Here is an 18,777-nt window from a genome sequence, read left to right on the forward strand (position 1 = left end):
GATCGTGCCAATGTTGACGTGCGGCTTATTGCGCTCAAACTTGCTCTTTGCCATGAGTGGCTCTCCATTCTGATCCCGTAAAGGGAATAAACTCTAAAATTCGTTTGGGGCGTACCCCGATCACTTCTGACCGGAGTACTTTGCCTGGATTTCCTGAGCAACGTTGCTCGGAACCGGCGAATAGTGATCGAAGGTCATCGAGTACTGCGCGCGGCCCTGGGACATGGAGCGCAGGTTATCGACGTACTTGAACATGTTGGCCAGCGGAACATGCGCGTTGATGACAACGGCAATACCACGGCTTTCCTGGCCCTGGATCTGACCGCGACGCGAGTTCAGATCGCCGATCACGTCACCGACGTAATCTTCAGGGGTTACGACTTCGACCTTCATCATCGGCTCGAGAAGCTGTGCACCAGCCTTCTTCGCTGCTTCACGGAAGCAGGCACGCGATGCGATTTCGAACGCCAGAACCGAGGAGTCGACGTCGTGGTATGCACCGTCGATCAGGGTTGCCTTGACGCCAAGCATCGGGAAGCCAGCCAGAGGACCGGAAGACAGAACGCTTTCGATACCCTTCTGAACGCCCGGGATGTATTCCTTCGGAACAGCACCACCAACGATCTTGGACTCGAACTTGAAGTCTTCGCCATCTGGGTTCGGTTCGAAGATGATCTTCACACGAGCGAACTGACCGGTACCACCGGACTGCTTCTTGTGTGTGTAGTCTTCTTCGTGCTGACGTGTGATCGTTTCGCGGTAGGCAACCTGCGGAGCACCGACGGTGGCTTCAACCTTGAACTCGCGACGCATACGGTCAACGAGAATGTCGAGGTGAAGTTCGCCCATGCCAGCGATGATCGTCTGACCGGATTCTTCATCCGTCTTGACGCGGAACGAAGGATCTTCAGCAGCCAGACGGTTGAGCGCGAGGCCCATCTTTTCCTGGTCGCCCTTGGTCTTCGGTTCGATCGCGATCTGGATGACCGGCTCAGGGAATTCCATGCGCTCGAGGATAACCGGCTTCAGAGGATCGCAAAGCGTATCGCCTGTTGTCGTTTCCTTGAGGCCAGCCAGAGCAACGATGTCGCCAGCAAAGGCTTCTTCGATGTCTTCACGGCTGTTGGAGTGCATCTGAAGCATACGGCCGACGCGCTCGCGCTTGTCCTTGACCGTGTTGATGACAGATGTGCCCTTTTCAAGCTTACCCGAGTAGATGCGTGCGAAGGTGAGCGAACCGACGAAGGGGTCGTTCATGATCTTGAACGCGAGCATCGAAAGAGGCTCGGAATCATCTGCATGACGCTCGATTTCGGCTTCGGTCTTGAAGTCGATACCCTTGATCGCAGGAATGTCCAGCGGCGAAGGCAGGTAATCGCAAACGGCGTCGAGCAGAGGCTGAACGCCCTTGTTCTTGAACGCGGTACCGCAGAACATCGGGTGGAACTTCACGTCGATGGTGCCGCGGCGAACGAGTGCACGGATCTTTTCGTTGTCAGGCATTTTGCCGTTCAGGTAGTCTTCCATCGCTTCCTCGTCGATCTCGACAACTGTCTCGATCAGCTTTTCGCGATATTCGTCTGCCTTGGCCTTCATGTCTTCGGGGATCTCAACGACGTCCCACTGAGCGCCGAGAGACTCGTCGCGCCAGATGAGTGCGTTCATCTCGATCAGGTCGATAACGCCCTTGAACTCGGTTTCTGCACCGATCGGGAGCTGCATGACGACTGCGATGGCGCCGAGACGAGTCTTGATCATCTCTACCGAGCGGTAAAAGTCAGCGCCGGTCTTGTCCATCTTGTTGCAGAAGATCATACGCGGAACGTTGTACTTCTCAGCCTGACGCCAGACGGTTTCCGTCTGCGGCTCTACACCGGCGTTGGCATCGAGAAGAGCAATGGCACCGTCGAGAACGCGCAGCGAACGTTCGACTTCAATCGTGAAGTCAACGTGGCCGGGAGTGTCGATGATGTTGAAACGGCGCATCTTGCCATCGCGACCCTTCCAGAAGGTCGTCGTAGCAGCAGACGTGATGGTGATACCACGTTCCTGCTCCTGCTCCATCCAGTCCATCGTGGCTGCGCCATCGTGAACTTCGCCGATCTTGTGCGACTTACCGGTGTAGTAAAGAATACGCTCGGTGGTGGTCGTCTTGCCGGCGTCGATATGCGCCATGATACCGAAATTGCGGTAGTCTTCGATTTTATATTCGCGAGCCATAACGGACTGCCTTTCGGATCGGTTAGATTACCAGCGGTAATGCGAGAATGCGCGGTTGGCGTCGGCCATCTTGTGCGTGTCTTCGCGCTTCTTGACTGCGGAACCACGGTTGTTCGCTGCATCCATGAGTTCGCCGGAAAGGCGATCGACCATGGTCGTTTCGTTGCGCTTGCGCGCAGCAGCGATCAGCCAGCGGATCGCGAGAGCCTGACGGCGCTCTGGGCGAACATCGACCGGAACCTGATATGTTGCACCACCAACGCGGCGCGAACGCACTTCAACGTGCGGAGCAACGTTGTCGAGGGCCGAATGGAAGATGCCGAGTGGCTCTGCCTTGGTCTTACCCTGCACGACGTCGAACGCGCCGTAAACGATGCTTTCTGCGACCGACTTCTTGCCGTGAAGCATGATGGCGTTCATGAATTTGGTAACGATCAGATCGCCGAACTTCGGGTCCGGATTGATCTCACGCTTTTCTGCACTATGGCGACGGGACATATTCTTGTCTCTCAACGGTTATGGACGCTTTATCACGCGGAGAACCTCGCGCAGCGCCGGAAATTGTTTAAAGCCGAATTACTTCGGACGCTTCGCACCGTACTTCGAACGACGCTGCTTACGGTTCTTGACGCCCTGCGTATCGAGAACACCACGGATGATGTGGTAACGAACGCCCGGCAAGTCCTTTACTCGGCCGCCGCGGATCATGACAACGGAGTGTTCCTGAAGGTTGTGGCCTTCACCAGGAATGTAGCCGATGACTTCGAAGCCGTTGGTCAGGCGGATCTTGGCAACCTTACGAAGAGCCGAGTTAGGCTTCTTAGGGGTCGTCGTGTAAACGCGGGTGCAAACGCCACGCTTCTGCGGGTTTTCCTGAAGAGCAGGAACCTTATTACGCTTTACCTGTGCCTGACGTGGCTTGCGGATCAGCTGGTTTACGGTAGGCATATAACCATCCCTTGCAAAAACTACTTTAGCCACCCTCTCGGATGGCGGTTATACCGTTTCCGGCAACGACGCACGCATAGTCTCATGCGCAAAACGTGGCCCGATCCGGTTTTCACGGATGGACCACTCAATGCAGAGGACGTAAATGATACGTCGTGCGTGCAACATTCGTGTTTCGTACGTGTTTTTGGACCCTTGTTTGAGGTGATCTCCAGAACGAGTCGTTCCAGATGGCCAGTCCTCACATTGGCTCCGATGGCGGGCGTACTACTGTTTTACCCCGCTTTCGTCAAGGGTGAATCCGCATTTAGTACCCTGCGGACCAGCCCCAAGCCCCTGACCTACAGTATTTTGCGCGGCTTTCAACATAAACCCTCTCTCCCCGTCCAGATTTTCCAATCCGGCCTTTGGCTTTTCACAAAAGCCGTCTATTGATTCCCGTAACGGCATGAGGTGAAAACGAGCCACAGGCATGGCTCCACCTTGCGTCACACAATCATAGCCAGAAGAGGAATCGCGTCATGATTACAGAACCAGACAACGACAACGGACGCGACGACGCCATGGTCTTTATCGTCATTGGCAAGGCCTATGAGCGCGAAGGCGAAGAAGGCATCGACATCCACATCATCCTACGCGCACCCGACGACGACAGCGCCGTCCGTGAAGCCCTGAACGCCCTCTCCGAAGAAGGCTTCCTCGAGGCCGACCTCGACCAGATCGGCATGCTGACCGAAATTCCGGACGAGGAACCGCATGCATCTGCCTATCAGGGCGCGCTCGAGGGTGAGGTGGCGATTATTCGCTTCGCCTGAGGCAATGCGAACAAAACAGACCGCCGATCTGAGCTGAACTTTCCCCGCCCGTTTCCGTTACTAGACCGGGCGGCGGAAAAATCGAGCGACCAGCGCGTCGATTGGGAGTTCGTGATGATAGCATGTCATTACTGCGAACGTGACATTCCCGAAAACACGATTATCTGCCCATTTTGCCATAAGCCGCAGATGTCGATCAAAGAACAACACCTTCGAGCGAAACGTATCTGGATCGTCGTGATCGTTGCTGCTTTGAATGTCGGAGCTGTTTTTCTCTACATGCACTTCAAGTAAAGAACAGTGAAACATTCTTAAAGAGACGACCAAACACTTGCGAGCGCCTGTTTCCGTTTGGAAATGTATTGTTTTTCTCCGCTCATCGGCATTCTGGAAGCGCCTGGATCACGCTTGGCGTTTCCATTTTCACTTGTAGGAAGGTCATAGGGAACCCCTGCCCTCTAAAAAATTCGGTCAGCGCTGAGGTCGTATCCTGTTACCCAACGCTCGGGAATATCCGCATCACTATGATGAACGGTCGTCCAAATATCTATTCTGCTAAAACTGACGCTCAAAGTTTCACTTGGTTCGTCAGCATCAGTCGAAATTATCAAGGATGGGTATGACAGCTCAAATTTGATATCTGTTTGGCCATGTGTGTGCAGGAGATGAACAAATGCTTTGTTTCCGAGATCACCTTGTTTTGCCACACCGTATAGGGCAGCAGACAATTCGTCACTGTTTCTGGCCATCCGCAACTCGGAGACGATAGGTTTGGGTATTATCTCCAACTCGCGTGAGTTTGGAATCTCGCGATCAACTTTGAATTCGAGTGAATTGACGCTGATACATCCAGAGTATTGATCGGCATCAACGCTCCCATAAATTCCCTCGATTTCCAAATAAATCGGCATCGCACCACTCCTCAACTTCAGGTCGTGCATTTCTCTACCACAAAAACCACGTTTTGCCACCTGCGGCCGGGACTGCTCCCATGCCCGGCGCTTAAATCGAGTACATGCTTCCACCGTGTTTGAAATATCAGAAAACAAAAACGCCCGGATCACTCCGGGCGTTTTCACTTGTATCAAACGGCGCCTCTATCGAGGCCCCTACCCCAGCTACCGTTACTCGGCAGCTGGAGCCTTGTCTGTCATGTCCTGCAACATCTGGTTTGCAGAAGACGAGCCTGTGCTCTTCTTGCGCTCTTCGATGATCAGTTCGTCGCGGCTTGTGGCGATGCGACGGATCTGGGTCATGGTGCCGCCGGTACCAGCCGGGATAAGACGGCCTACAATGACGTTTTCCTTCAGACCCTGCAACGTGTCGGTCTTGCCAGCGATTGCAGCTTCCGTGAGAACCTTTGTGGTTTCCTGGAACGAAGCAGCCGAGATGAACGATGGCGTTTGCAGCGATGCCTTGGTGATGCCCAGAAGAACCGGGTCGCCGTAGGATGGCTTTTTGCCTTCGTCGATCAGACGATCGTTGTTGTCTTCCATCTCGATGCGATCAACGCTGTCGCCAACGATGTAATGCGAGTCACCTGCATCGGTGATTTCCACCTTCTGCAGCATTTGACGCACGATCACTTCGATGTGCTTGTCGTTGATGACAACGCCCTGCAAGCGGTAGACTTCCTGGATTTCGTTCACGAGATAGGAAGCCAAAGCCTCCACGCCCTTGATCGCCAGGATGTCGTGCGGTGCCGGGTTACCATCGAGAATGTATTCACCCTTCTCGATGTAGTCGCCTTCCTGAAGGTGGAACGGCTTGCTCTTCGGGATCAGGTATTCGACTGGCTCGACACCGTCTTCCGCAGGCTCGATCTGAACGCGACGCTTGTTCTTGTAGTCGCGACCCAGACGGATCGTACCATCGATTTCGGCGATGATGGCGTGATCCTTCGGACGACGCGCTTCAAAGAGTTCGGCAACACGCGGCAGACCACCGGTGATGTCCTTGGTCTTGGCGCTTTCCAATGGCGAACGTGCAAGCACGTCACCCTGGAAGACCTTCATGCCAGGCTCGACCGACAGGATGGCGTCAACCGACAGCTGGAAGCGAGCTTCGCTGCCACGTGCAAGCTTGGCCACATTGCCGGATGCGTCCTTGATGACAATGCAAGGCTTCAGATCCGAACCACGTGGTGTCGAACGCCAGTCGATAACCTGACGCTTGGTGATACCGGTGGATTCGTCGGTCGCTTCCAGAACGGAAAGACCGTCGACCAGATCTTCGAAGTGAACGGTGCCTTCCACTTCCGTCATCATTGGACGTGTGTAAGGGTCCCACTCTGCCAGACGCTGACCGCGCTTGACCTTGTCGCCATCATCCACGAACAGCTTGGAGCCGTAGGCCACACGCTGCGAGGAACGCTCGACGCCACGCTCATCAAGAATGGTGACGGACATGTTACGGCCCATCGCGATGAGGATGTTGTCGGAGTTGCGCAGGCTGTTGCGATTCTTGATCTGGATCGTACCTTCGTAAGATGCTTCCAAGAACGACTGGTCGACCACGTTGGCCGTGCCACCAAGGTGGAACGTACGCATGGTGAGCTGTGTGCCCGGTTCACCGATGGACTGCGCGGCGATAACACCCACCGCTTCGCCCATGTTGACTGGCGTACCACGTGCAAGGTCACGACCGTAGCAGACGCCGCAAACACCGACCTGGATTTCGCAGGTCAGAGCGGAGCGAATGCGAACGGACTGGATACCGGACTTTTCGATGGTCGCGATATCGGCTTCGTCCATCAGCTTGCCAGCCTTGACGATATTTTCGCCCGTGACCGGGTTATCGATATCGTCGAGAGCCGTACGACCAAGGATACGTGCACCAAGGGAGGCAACGACCTGACCAGCATCGACGATGGCAGTCATGGTGAGGCCCTTGTCAGTGCCGCAATCCGTGGAGTTGACGATGCAATCCTGCGCGACGTCAACAAGACGACGTGTGAGGTAACCGGAGTTCGCCGTCTTCAAGGCGGTGTCTGCGAGACCCTTACGGGCACCGTGCGTCGAGTTGAAGTACTCGTTAACGGTCAGACCTTCCTTAAAGTTGGAGATGATCGGTGTTTCGATGATCTCACCCGATGGCTTGGCCATGAGGCCGCGCATACCACCCAGCTGACGCATCTGGTTCGGAGAACCACGCGCACCGGAGTGGGACATCATGTAGATGGCGTTCATCGGCTTCTGACGACCGGTCTCTGGATCGAACTCGACAGCCTTAATGCGGGCCATCATGTCTTCCGCGACCTTTTCGGTTGCCTTGCCCCAGGCGTCTACGACCTTGTTGTACTTTTCGCCCTGAGTGATCAGGCCGTCATTGTACTGCTGTTCGTATTCCTTGACCAAGCTTTCCGTGTCGCCAACGATCTTTTCCTTGGTTTCAGGAATGATCATGTCGTCCTTGCCGAACGAAATACCGGCGCGGCAAGCATGCGTGAAGCCGAGCTGCATGATGCGGTCGCAGAAAATGACCGTGTCTTTCTGGCCGCAATGACGGTAGACCGTGTCGATCATCTTGGAGATGTTCTTCTTGGTCATTTCCTGGTTGCAGGTCTCGAAGGGAACGTTGACGTTCTTCGGCAGAAGCTCACCGATGAGCATACGGCCAGGCGTCGTTTCATAGATCTTCGAGACTGGCTTGCCATCGGCATCGACAGTCTTGAATCGGCCACGAATCTTGGCATGCAGCGTCACGACCTTGTTTTCCAAAGCGTGGTGCAACTCGCCGAGGTCGGAGAAAGCCATACCTTCGCCCGGCTCGTTCTGATTCATGATCGACAGGTAATAGAGACCCAGAACCATGTCCTGCGAAGGAACGATGATCGGCTGGCCGTTTGCAGGGTGCAAGATGTTGTTGGTGGACATCATCAGCACGCGTGCTTCCAGCTGCGCTTCGAGCGACAGCGGAACGTGAACAGCCATCTGGTCACCATCGAAGTCGGCGTTGAAGGCCGTGCAGACGAGCGGATGCAGCTGGATAGCCTTACCTTCGACCAGCATGGGTTCGAAGGCCTGGATGCCCAAGCGGTGCAGCGTCGGTGCGCGGTTCAACAGAACCGGATGCTCGCGGATGACCTCATCGAGGATATCCCAAACTTCTGGCTTTTCCTTCTCGACTAGCTTCTTGGCCTGCTTGACGGTGGAGGAATAACCCTTCGCGTCGAGACGGGCGTAGATGAACGGCTTGAACAGCTCGAGCGCCATCTTCTTCGGCAGACCGCACTGGTGCAGCTTCAGTTCTGGACCCGTCACGATAACCGAACGACCGGAATAGTCGACGCGCTTACCGAGAAGGTTCTGACGGAAGCGGCCCTGCTTGCCCTTGAGCATGTCGGACAGCGACTTCAGCGGACGCTTGTTGGCACCCGTGATGACACGACCGCGACGACCGTTGTCGAACAGCGCATCGACGGATTCCTGCAACATACGCTTTTCGTTGCGGATGATGATGCCCGGCGCACGAAGCTCGATCAGGCGCTTCAAACGGTTGTTACGGTTGATGACGCGACGATAGAGATCGTTCAGGTCGGAGGTCGCAAAGCGGCCACCATCCAGCGGAACCAGCGGACGCAGGTCCGGTGGAATGACTGGAACGACCTTCATGATCATCCACTCGGGACGATTGCCAGATTCCATGAAGTTCTCAACGATCTTGAGACGCTTCATGTACTTCTTCTGCTTCAGTTCAGACGTTGTCTCGGCGAGTTCCGCGCGAAGATCGCCAGCGATCTTCTCGAGGTTCATCGAAGCCAGCATCTCGTAGATGGCTTCAGCACCGATCATGGCCGTGAACTGATCTTCGCCGAACTCGTCGACGGCGATCATGTACTCTTCTTCGTTCAGAAGCTGGTTCTGCTTCATCGAAGTCAGGCCAGGCTCGGTCACGATGTAGTTTTCGAAGTAGAGAACGCGCTCCACATCTTTCAGCGTCATGTCGAGCAATGTCGAGATACGCGAAGGCAGCGACTTCAGGAACCAGATGTGGGCAACAGGTGCTGCGAGCTCGATATGGCCCATGCGCTCACGACGAACGCGCGACAGCGTGACTTCAACGCCGCACTTTTCGCAGATGATGCCCTTGTACTTCATGCGCTTGTACTTGCCGCACAGGCACTCATAGTCCTTGATCGGTCCAAAAATACGCGCGCAGAAAAGACCATCGCGTTCAGGCTTGAACGTACGATAGTTGATCGTTTCTGGCTTCTTGATCTCGCCGTACGACCACGAAAGGATCTTTTCGGGGCTTGCAATCGAAATCCGAATGGAATCGAAGTGCTGCGCCGGTACAGCCGGGTTGAAAAGGTTCATGACCTCTTGGTTCATGCCTGTCTCCTTAGGGGTTTGGCCCCTTGCTTGCATCTGGCGCGGTGCAGTCCGCATCACCGGCCAATGCCTAAAACATGATTAACCGCAAAATGCGGCGGAAGTTTCTACCGTCAGGCGCAAGCCATCGGGCGAAACAGGCAGGCACCTGTGAGGTGCCTACCCTTCTGTTTCTTATTCCGCCGCGTCAGGCAGTTGATCCGCTGCGTTGGCTTCGTCGAGCTTGGAGTTTTCCAATTCGACGCTGAGACCCAGCGAGCGCATTTCCTTGACGAGAACGTTGAAGCTTTCAGGAATACCGGCTTCGAAAGTATCGTCCCCACGGACGATTGCTTCGTAAACCTTGGTGCGGCCCGCCACGTCGTCAGACTTGACGGTCAGCATTTCCTGCAGCGTGTAAGCCGCGCCGTAAGCTTCCAGTGCCCAGACTTCCATTTCCCCGAAGCGCTGTCCGCCGAACTGCGCCTTACCACCAAGCGGCTGCTGGGTGACGAGCGAGTATGGACCGATCGAGCGAGCGTGAATCTTGTCGTCGACAAGGTGGTTCAGCTTGATCATGTACATGTAGCCGACGGTGACCTTACGGTCGAAGGTTTCACCGGTACGACCATCGTACAGAACAGACTGACCCGATTCATTGAGACCAGCTCTCGTCAGCATTTCTGCAACGTCTGGCTCATGCGCGCCATCGAAGACCGGCGTTGCAATCGAGACGCCCTTGCGGGACTGCTCGGCAAGACGGATCAGGGACTCGTCGTCGAAGTGAGCGACTTCATCCTTGGCCTGGGAGGAATACACTTCCGTCAACTCGCGCTTCAGGTCCGTGATATCCAGCGACTTGTGATACTCGTCGAGCATGTCGCCGATCTTCTTACCCATGCCGGCGCAAGCCCAGGCAAGGTGGGTTTCGAGGATCTGGCCGACGTTCATGCGCGATGGCACGCCCAGCGGGTTCAAGCAGATGTCGACATGCGTACCGTCTTCCAGGAACGGCATGTCTTCAACCGGCACGATACGCGAGACAACGCCCTTGTTACCGTGACGGCCAGCCATCTTGTCGCCTGGCTGGATCTTGCGCTTCACAGCAACAAAGACCTTGACCATCTTCATGACACCAGGAGGCATTTCGTCGCCGCGCTGAACCTTCTCGACCTTGTCCATGAAGCGCTGTTCAAGGCGCGACTTGGATTCGTCGTACTGACCGCGAAGCGCTTCGAGTTCGGCCTGAGCCTTCTCGTCTTCGACGGCAAACATCCACCACTGCGAGCGGGGATATTCGGATACGACTGCGTTGGAAAGTTCGACGCCCTTCTTGAAGCCCTTCGGACCAGCGATGGAAACCTGTCCGCGCAACATGTCGACCAGACGGCCATAGACGTTGCGGTCCAGAATTGCCTGCTCGTCGTCACGGTCCTTGGCCAGACGTTCGATTTCCTCGCGCTCGATTGCCATCGCACGTTCGTCTTTTTCGACGCCGTGACGGTTGAACACGCGAACTTCAACGACCGTACCGAACGTGCCTGGAGGCATGCGCATGGATGTGTCGCGAACGTCGGAAGCCTTTTCACCGAAGATGGCGCGGAGAAGCTTTTCTTCCGGCGTCATCGGGCTTTCGCCCTTCGGCGTGATCTTGCCGACGAGGATATCGCCAGGCTGAACTTCCGCACCGATGTACACGATACCGGCTTCGTCTAGGTTCTTCAGCGCTTCTTCAGAGACGTTCGGAATATCACGCGTGATTTCTTCAGGACCAAGCTTGGTGTCGCGAGCCATCACTTCGAATTCTTCGATGTGGATGGAGGTGAACACGTCGTCGGAGACGATGCGTTCGGACATCAGGATGGAGTCTTCGTAGTTGTAACCGTTCCAAGGCATGAACGCGACCAGCGCGTTGCGGCCAAGTGCCAGGTCACCGAGGTCGGTCGAAGGACCGTCAGCGATGATGTCGCCCTTGTTCAGAATGTCGCCGACGGCGACCAGCGGACGCTGGTTGACGCAGGTGTTCTGGTTGGAGCGCTGGAACTTCTGGAGACGATAGATGTCAACGCCGGACTTGCCAGCATCGAGATCTTCCGTCGCACGGATAACGATACGCGTTGCGTCAACCTGGTCGACCACGCCGCCACGACGGGCTGCAATGGCAGCACCGGAGTCACGGGCAACGATTGGTTCCATGCCGGTTCCGACGAACGGAGCTTCCGCACGCAAGAGCGGAACAGCCTGACGCTGCATGTTCGAACCCATGAGGGCGCGGTTGGCGTCGTCGTTTTCCAGGAACGGGATGAGAGCCGCAGCGACCGAAACGAGCTGCTTCGGCGAAACGTCCATCAGGTTGATGTTGTCGCGCGGAGCCAGCATAACTTCGCCGGAGTGACGGCAAACCACGAATTCTTCCGTGAATGCGCCTTCAGCGTCCAGTTCGGCATTGGCCTGTGCGACATAGTACTTCGCCTCTTCCATAGCGGAGAGGTAGATAACGTCGGTCGTGACCTTGCCGTCGATGATCTTGCGGTACGGGCTTTCGATGAAGCCGTACTTGTTGACGCGGGCAAAGGTTGCGAGCGAGTTGATCAGACCGATGTTCGGGCCTTCAGGCGTTTCAATCGGGCAAATACGGCCGTAGTGGGTCGGGTGAACGTCGCGGACTTCGAAGCCTGCGCGCTCGCGGGTCAGACCACCAGGTCCAAGAGCCGAAAGACGGCGCTTGTGGGTGATTTCCGAAAGCGGGTTCACCTGGTCCATGAACTGCGACAGCTGCGAGGAGCCGAAGAATTCACGAACGGCAGCAGCAGCAGGCTTAGCGTTGATCAGATCCTGCGGCATCACGGTGTCGATTTCGATCGAGGACATACGTTCCTTGATCGCACGTTCCATGCGCAGCAGACCCAGACGATACTGGTTCTCCATCAACTCACCGACGGAGCGAACGCGACGGTTGCCGAGGTTGTCGATATCGTCGATCTCGCCCTTACCGTCACGCAGTTCGACCAGCATTCTGACGACAGCCAGAATGTCTTCCTTGCGCAGCGTGCGCACGGTGTCTTCTGCATCGAGGTCGAGACGCATGTTCATCTTCACGCGGCCAACCGCAGACAGGTCGTAGCGCTCGCTATCGAAGAACAGCGACTTGAACATGGCTTCCGCAGAATCCATGGTCGGTGGCTCACCCGGACGCATGACGCGATAGATGTCGAACAGAGCTTCCTGACGGTTCTCGTTCTTGTCTGCAGCCAGCGTGTTGCGGATGTAGGCACCAACATTGACGTGGTCGATGTTGAGGATCGGAATTTCCGTGAAGCCGGTGTCGAGGATGAGCTTCAGCGTCTTTTCGTCGATTTCATTGCCAGCTTCGAGATAGATTTCACCTGTCTCGTAGTTGACCATGTCTTCGGCGAGGAAGTTGCCATAAAGCTCTTCGTCGGTTGCCTTCAGGAACTTGAGGCCCTTGTCGGAAAGCTGGCGGATCAGACGCGGTGTCAGCTTCTTGCCTGCTTCGACAACGACTTCGCCCGTATCGGCATCGACCATCTCGGTGATAGCCTTGGCACCCTTCAGCACGTCCGGCTGATAAGGGAAACGCCAGCCTTCGCCGTCACGTTCGTAGCTTGCCTTGGTGTAGAAGGTCGACAGAATTTCTTCGCCGTCCATGCCAAGCGCCATCAGAAGCGATGTTGCAGGCAGTTTACGGCGACGGTCGATACGTGCGTAGACGACGTCCTTGGCATCGAATTCGATATCGAGCCAAGAGCCGCGATAAGGAATGACGCGCGCAGCAAACAGAAGCTTGCCCGACGAGTGGCTCTTGCCCTTGTCGTGGTCGAAGAAAACGCCCGGCGAACGGTGCATCTGCGAAACGATAACGCGCTCGGTGCCGTTGACGATGAACGTACCGTTGTTGGTCATGAGCGGCATATCGCCCATGTAGACGGACTGTTCCTTGATGTCCTTGATGGACTTCGCGCCTGTATCTTCGTCAATATCGAACACGATGAGGCGCAGCGTCACCTTGAGCGGCGCTGCGTAGGTCAGATCGCGCTGACGGCACTCTTCCACGTCGAACTTCGGAGCTTCGAATTCGTAGGATACGAACTCCAGCATCGAAGCACCGGAAAAGTCGGTGATCGGGAATACGGACTTGAAGACTGCATTCAATCCCTCGTCGGGACGACCGCCCTTGGGCTCGTCAACCATGAGAAACTGGTCGTACGAAGCCTTCTGAACCTCAATGAGGTTCGGCATTTCCGCTACTTCTGGAATTTTGCCGAAAAACTTGCGTACGCGCCTGCGACCGTTAAACGAAAGGGTCTGAGCCATCGTCGCTCCTTTAAAATTGCATCCGGGCCTGCAACGGACGGGAACCGCTGGCCAGTCGATCCCGTCAATCCAATGAGTATCTTCAATCTCGTTTCACGTCCCGAATTGTAAGGCCGGATTGCCTGTACAGCGCGGTTCGAAACCATTCTCTTGAAGAACCCATTACCCAAAAGCCATTTTCACGCGGCTTTTGGGTAATAAGTCCAGTAGAAATAAAGACAGGAGACGGCGCGAACGCCGCCTCCCGAACATTCCAAGATTACTTAACGTCAACCTTGGCGCCTGCGTCTTCAAGCTTCTTCTTGAGGTCTGCAGCTTCAGCCTTGGAAACGGCTTCCTTGACAGCCTTAGGAGCGCCTTCAACGAGGTCCTTAGCTTCCTTCAGGCCGAGACCTGTGATAGCGCGGACTTCCTTGATGACGTTGATCTTGTTGGCGCCAGCGTCAACGAGAACGACGTCGAATTCAGTCTTTTCTTCTTCAGCAGGAGCTGCAGCAGCGCCGCCAGCAGCAGCAACTGCTACAGGAGCAGCAGCGGAAACGCCCCACTTTTCTTCGAGAAGCTTGGAAAGCTCAGCAGCTTCCAAAACTGTCAGAGCGGAGAGGTCGTCAACGATCTTTGCGAGATCAGCCATGTCATAGTTCCTTTAATTCGGTTCGAACCGGTTTGAATATTTACAGCGAAAAACCGCCTTAAGCGGCTTCGTCCTTCTTTGAGTAAGCCGAGAACACGCGTGCAAGCTGGCTTGCAGGTGCTGCGACAACCGTAGCGACGCGCGTTGCAGGAGCCGCAAACAGGCCCAGCAGCTTTGCACGCAGCTCGTCCAGCGAAGGCAGGGTCGCAAGCGACTTGACTGCTTCGGCGTTGAGCGTGGTTGCACCCATGGCGCCGCCGAGAACAACGACTTTATCGTTGGTCTTTGCGAAGTCCATGACGACTTTCGGAGCAATCATAGGGTCAGTGCTGTATGCAATCAGCGTCTGTCCCTTGAAGAGATCGATGATCCCTTCCGACTCCGTACCCTGAAGAGCGATCTTGGCCAGGCGGTTTTTCGCGACCTTGACGGTGCCGCCAGCAGCACGCATTTTCGAACGAAAATCGTTCATCTGCGCAACTGTGACACCAGCATAGTGGGCCACGACAACTGAACCGGAAGCCTTGAAGACTTCGTTCAGCTCCGTGACGAATTCGCGTTTTTCCGCTCTTTCCACTGTCTGTCTCCAGTAGATGACTGCACATGACATGTGCACCCATCGGGTTTGCCTTTGCCTCAAGAGATTCTGTTGCCAAAATCTCAAGCGACGCTTGAGGATCCTGTCCCCCGCTCTGTCGCCGCAAACGGCTTCAGGCACAGGCACATCAGGTTCGAACCGGATTATTAAGCATCTCTTCGATGCGAAAATCCGGGCCTTACCCGTCTCATGCAGGCTGAATGATTAAGGCTTAAATCCCGGAGGAAATGAGCCGCCTACAATCTCGGACAGGAGTTCCAGGTTGCCCTGGAAATTCCCGGCCCTTGCGAGCCGGAAATCTGAAGTGCCGCGCCTCCTGAGAAGCGCGGCGAATGATTATGCAGTGACCGACGAAGGCTCGATGCGAACGCCTGGACCCATGGTCGAGGAGATCGCTACGCGCTTGACGTAGTTGCCCTTCGCACCGGCTGGCTTTGCCTTGATGACAGCGTCAGCGAAAGCCTTGATGTTTTCTTCGAGCGCCTTGGCGTCGAAGGAAGCCTTGCCGATGCCAGCATGAACGATACCGGCCTTTTCGACGCGGAATTCAACAGCGCCGCCCTTGGAAGCCTTAACAGCTCCAGCAACGTCCATCGTAACCGTACCGACCTTGGGGTTAGGCATCATGCCGCGTGGGCCGAGAACCTTACCGAGGCGACCGACGAGCGGCATCATGTCAGGTGTGGCGATGACGCGATCGAAATCGATCTTGCCGCCCTGAACGATTTCCAGCAGGTCTTCCGCACCGACGATGTCTGCACCAGCAGCCTTGGCTTCGTCAGCCTTGGCACCGCGAGCGAAGACAGCAACGCGAACGTCACGGCCTGTGCCGTTTGGCAGATTGACAACGCCGCGAACCATCTGGTCAGCGTGACGTGGGTCAACGCCGAGGTTCATGGAAACTTCAACGGTTTCGTCGAACTTGGCGACAGCCCGTTCCTTAACCATCGAAATGGCGTCGGTGAGGACGTAAAGTGTCTTTGGATCAACGCCTTCGCGGATCTTCTGTACGCGCTTTGCAAGCTTTGCCATGATCAACCTACCACTTCCAGGCCCATGGCGCGGGCAGAGCCCTCAACCATTGCCATTGCGCCTTCGATGTTGGCTGCATTCAGGTCCTTCATCTTGCCTTCGGCAATAGTTCTGACCTGAGCCTTGGTGATCGAGCCGACCTTGGCACCCTTACCAGGTGTCTTGGAACCGGAAGTGATCTTTGCTTCCTTCTTCAGCCAATAGGTCATTGGCGGCTGCTTCATAGCAAACGTGAAGGACTTGTCCTGGTAATAGGTAATGACGACCGGGATCGGCATACCCTTTTCCATTTCCTGCGTAGCGGCGTTGAACGCCTTGCAGAATTCCATGATGTTAATGCCACGCTGACCAAGCGCCGGGCCGATTGGCGGGGACGGGTTTGCCGATCCTGCCTTGACCTGAAGCTTGAGCTGGCCTGCAACTTTCTTAGCCATATCTCTCTGCCTTTCAAATCGAACCGGTTGCCCGGCTCCCATGCCGATATAATCGGCGGCTGCGGTTGCGTGGTGCGATCCCTGCCCCGGCTAAGAGCCAGCGATCTTCCACGCGTTATGCGACATCAGTCGCATCCACATCAGGGCAGAACAATCACTTGCTCACGCTTGCTGATGTATTGGTTGAAGAGCGCCTTAGCGCCCTTCATGATATCGTCAGACCTTTTCGACCTGCGCATATTCCAGCTCGACGGGGGTAGCGCGACCGAAGATGGATACTTCCACCTTGAGGCGCGACCGCTCTTCGTCGACATCCTGAACGACGCCGTTGAACGACGCGAAAGGACCATCGGAAACGCGAACCTGCTCGCCGATCTCGAACGAAACCGAAGACTTCGGACGCTCGACACCTTCCTGAACCTGACCCAGAATACGGTCGGCTTCAGAATCAGGGATCGGAACAGGCTTGTTATCCGAACCCAGGAAGCCCGTAACCTTGGGCGTATTCTTGATGAGGTGATAGGCCTCATCCGTCAGGTTGGCGCGAACCAGCACGTAACCTGGAAAGAATTTGCGCTCGCTATCGACCTTGCGACCGCGACGCACCTCGACAACCTTTTCGGTCGGCACAAGGATTTTCTCGAACAGATGATCGAGGCCCTTCTGACGGACCTTCTCTTCAATCGACTCAGCGACCTTCTTTTCGAAGTTCGAATATGCCTGGACGATATACCAACGCGCTGCCATCTTTACTCTCCGCTCACTCTATTATCGGCCGACGCTCAGAACGAGACTGAGCAACCAGCCGATGAGCTGGTCAGCCGCAAAGAAGAACAGTGCCGCGAAGATGACCATCACCAGCACCATCGCCGTTGAAATCATGGTCTCGCGGCGCGACGGCCAAGTGATCTTCGACGCTTCGGCGCGAACCTGCTGCAGAAACGTAAACGGATTGGTTTTGGATGCCATTGACTGCCCACGCAATTACGGCGCGTAAAGCCGAATTAATCAGCCCCACACACCGCGTGTCTGTTTTGACCTACATAAACGCCGATTCCCCTTTTAACAAGGGTAAATCGACATTCGGCGAATTTCACCGGTAAACCGGCACCTCATCTGCCATGCAGCGATGCCACGCGCTTGCGGATGAGAAATGGCAGGGGCAGAGGGGCTCGAACCCACGGCCTGCGGTTTTGGAGACCGCCGCTCTACCAACTGAGCTATACCCCTGCGACACCGACACCAGAGACATAAAGCGCGTCCCCCAAGTCGGTATGCCGCTCTTTAAAGTGCCCGGAAAAGAATGGCAAGGGTGTTTTTCATTTTTTCCAACGCCACTCCCTCGAATTCCCTTTATCTCACGCTTTCACATATTTGCGCCAATCGTGCTCCTCCTTGAAACCCAGGACCTCGCGGATTTTGCGGTTGGAATAGAGGCCCTCATGCTCGCCAATGTCGCGCGTGAACGGCACATTTGGGAAAAAGCGCGAAGCAAGTTCCTTGCTGGGTACATTGGCTGTCGCCGTGTCGTTCGCGGCATTGAAGACCTGGAAACCCAGACCGTCTTTCTCGATGCACAAATGGCATATTTGCCCGAGATCGCGGGCATCGATGTAATTCCAGGCATTGCGCTTGCGCGTTTCTGGATCGGCAAAGAAGGCAGGAAATTTGTCGTATTCATGCGGCTCGATGACATTGCCGATTCGAAGGGCATAGATATCAGCGCCGTAGCGTTCCGCAAACGCACGCGCCGTCTTCTCGTTGACGACCTTGGACAGTCCATAGGAATCCATCGGATCGACATCATAATCTTCCTCCAGCGGGAACTGGTGGAAGTCGCGGTGTCCTTCTGCGAAGCAAATGCCATAGGTGGTTTCCGAAGACGCGACGATGATCTTGCGCACGCCGAGCTTCACCGCCGCCTCGATGACATTATAGGTGCCCATCGTATTGACGCGGAATGTCTCATTATCAGGCTTGATGAGGATGCGCGGAATGGCGGCGAAATGCACCACGGCATCATAGGGCTGAACGCCCCTGCCCGTCTCCAGATCAGGAAAATCGCGATGCATGGACAGCGCATTGAAGACTTGTCCACTGTCGGTGACATCAACGATCAGGTTCGTAACACCCGGACAATGGAGCGGGACGAGGTCGAGATTGTGAACCTCGTACCCCTTAGCAATCAACCACGGCACGACGTGCTTGCCAGCCTTGCCAGAGCCGCCTGTGAACAGAATACGCTTTGCCATGATTTTCTCCTCCGGGTCATGCAATCGGCCCGATAGGTAAGGGCTTAATGGAAACGCACAAGGCCACGCGGGATATTCGTGCGCGCAAACAAAAAAGCCCCGCTGTTTCCAGCGGGGCTCTCAATATCCCTTGCGGGAAATGATTACTCGACGATCGAAGCGACGATGCCGGCGCCGACGGTACGGCCGCCTTCGCG

At 55.6% G+C, this 18,777-nt stretch carries 14 protein-coding genes and 1 tRNA gene; 1 reads left to right on the forward strand and 14 read right to left on the reverse strand.

The genetic code is table 11. The annotated features are described in order from the left end of the window. Window positions 1-120 precede the first annotated feature (120 nt). From fusA to rpsL, 3 genes are all read right to left on the reverse strand, one after another. Window positions 121-2,220 carry an elongation factor G gene (gene fusA / locus QRN55_RS22500; protein WP_111841246.1) on the reverse strand — a complete coding sequence of 700 codons (2,100 nt, stop codon included), beginning with the start codon at window positions 2,218-2,220 and terminating at the stop codon, window positions 121-123. Between the two features lie 27 nt (window positions 2,221-2,247). Next, a complete protein-coding gene (gene rpsG, locus QRN55_RS22505) occupies window positions 2,248-2,718 on the reverse strand; it encodes a 30S ribosomal protein S7 (protein ID WP_062450738.1) in 471 nt (156 codons plus the stop codon). 78 nt (window positions 2,719-2,796) lie between these two features. Beyond that, window positions 2,797-3,168: a 30S ribosomal protein S12 gene (gene rpsL, locus QRN55_RS22510; RefSeq protein WP_003507760.1), complete on the reverse strand. Its 372-nt coding sequence runs from the start codon at window positions 3,166-3,168 to the stop codon at window positions 2,797-2,799. 521 nt (window positions 3,169-3,689) lie between these two features. Here rpsL and QRN55_RS22515 point away from each other — a divergent pair. Next, window positions 3,690-3,983, forward strand: a complete 294-nt coding sequence (locus QRN55_RS22515; RefSeq protein WP_111841244.1) for a transcriptional regulator — start codon at window positions 3,690-3,692, stop codon at window positions 3,981-3,983. A gap of 458 nt (window positions 3,984-4,441) precedes the next feature. Here QRN55_RS22515 and QRN55_RS22520 read toward each other — a convergent pair whose 3' ends face one another. The 11 genes from QRN55_RS22520 to QRN55_RS22570 all read right to left on the reverse strand — a co-directional run bounded on the left by QRN55_RS22520 (window position 4,442) and on the right by QRN55_RS22570 (window position 18,580). After that, window positions 4,442-5,062 (reverse strand): type VI secretion system tube protein Hcp, encoded by a 621-nt coding sequence (locus tag QRN55_RS22520; RefSeq protein WP_284778347.1) that lies wholly within the window; start codon window positions 5,060-5,062, stop codon window positions 4,442-4,444. A 45-nt stretch (window positions 5,063-5,107) separates the two neighbouring features. Further along, on the reverse strand, window positions 5,108-9,316 hold the full coding sequence (rpoC, locus tag QRN55_RS22525; protein ID WP_111841242.1) for a DNA-directed RNA polymerase subunit beta': 4,209 nt from the start codon (window positions 9,314-9,316) through the stop codon (window positions 5,108-5,110). A gap of 174 nt (window positions 9,317-9,490) precedes the next feature. Continuing rightward, a complete protein-coding gene (gene rpoB / locus QRN55_RS22530; protein WP_111841241.1) occupies window positions 9,491-13,630 on the reverse strand; it encodes a DNA-directed RNA polymerase subunit beta in 4,140 nt (1,379 codons plus the stop codon). A 259-nt stretch (window positions 13,631-13,889) separates the two neighbouring features. After that, complete coding sequence (gene rplL, locus QRN55_RS22535; protein WP_111841240.1) at window positions 13,890-14,264, reverse strand: 50S ribosomal protein L7/L12; 375 nt, start codon at window positions 14,262-14,264, stop codon at window positions 13,890-13,892. Between the two features lie 58 nt (window positions 14,265-14,322). Next, entirely contained in the window at window positions 14,323-14,841 is a 519-nt protein-coding gene (gene rplJ / locus QRN55_RS22540) for a 50S ribosomal protein L10 (RefSeq protein ID WP_062450732.1), read from the reverse strand. A gap of 357 nt (window positions 14,842-15,198) precedes the next feature. Further along, on the reverse strand, window positions 15,199-15,894 hold the full coding sequence (gene rplA / locus QRN55_RS22545) for a 50S ribosomal protein L1 (protein ID WP_111841239.1): 696 nt from the start codon (window positions 15,892-15,894) through the stop codon (window positions 15,199-15,201). Window positions 15,895-15,896: 2 nt separating this feature from the next. Next, window positions 15,897-16,328, reverse strand: coding sequence for a 50S ribosomal protein L11 (gene rplK, locus QRN55_RS22550; protein ID WP_111841238.1), 432 nt, complete (start codon window positions 16,326-16,328; stop codon window positions 15,897-15,899). A gap of 216 nt (window positions 16,329-16,544) precedes the next feature. Continuing rightward, window positions 16,545-17,075: a transcription termination/antitermination protein NusG gene (gene nusG / locus QRN55_RS22555; protein ID WP_045232861.1), complete on the reverse strand. Its 531-nt coding sequence runs from the start codon at window positions 17,073-17,075 to the stop codon at window positions 16,545-16,547. A 21-nt stretch (window positions 17,076-17,096) separates the two neighbouring features. Continuing rightward, window positions 17,097-17,297: a preprotein translocase subunit SecE gene (gene secE / locus QRN55_RS22560; RefSeq protein ID WP_042618546.1), complete on the reverse strand. Its 201-nt coding sequence runs from the start codon at window positions 17,295-17,297 to the stop codon at window positions 17,097-17,099. A gap of 185 nt (window positions 17,298-17,482) precedes the next feature. Further along, window positions 17,483-17,558: transfer RNA gene (locus tag QRN55_RS22565), tRNA-Trp, on the reverse strand. A 128-nt stretch (window positions 17,559-17,686) separates the two neighbouring features. Continuing rightward, complete coding sequence (locus tag QRN55_RS22570) at window positions 17,687-18,580, reverse strand: NAD-dependent epimerase/dehydratase family protein (protein WP_284778348.1); 894 nt, start codon at window positions 18,578-18,580, stop codon at window positions 17,687-17,689. Between the last annotated feature and the right edge of the window lie 197 nt (window positions 18,581-18,777).

This window comes from Agrobacterium sp. lyk4-40-TYG-31, from assembly GCF_030209855.1.
In the GTDB taxonomy this organism is placed as follows: Bacteria; Pseudomonadota; Alphaproteobacteria; order Rhizobiales; family Rhizobiaceae; genus Agrobacterium; species Agrobacterium vaccinii.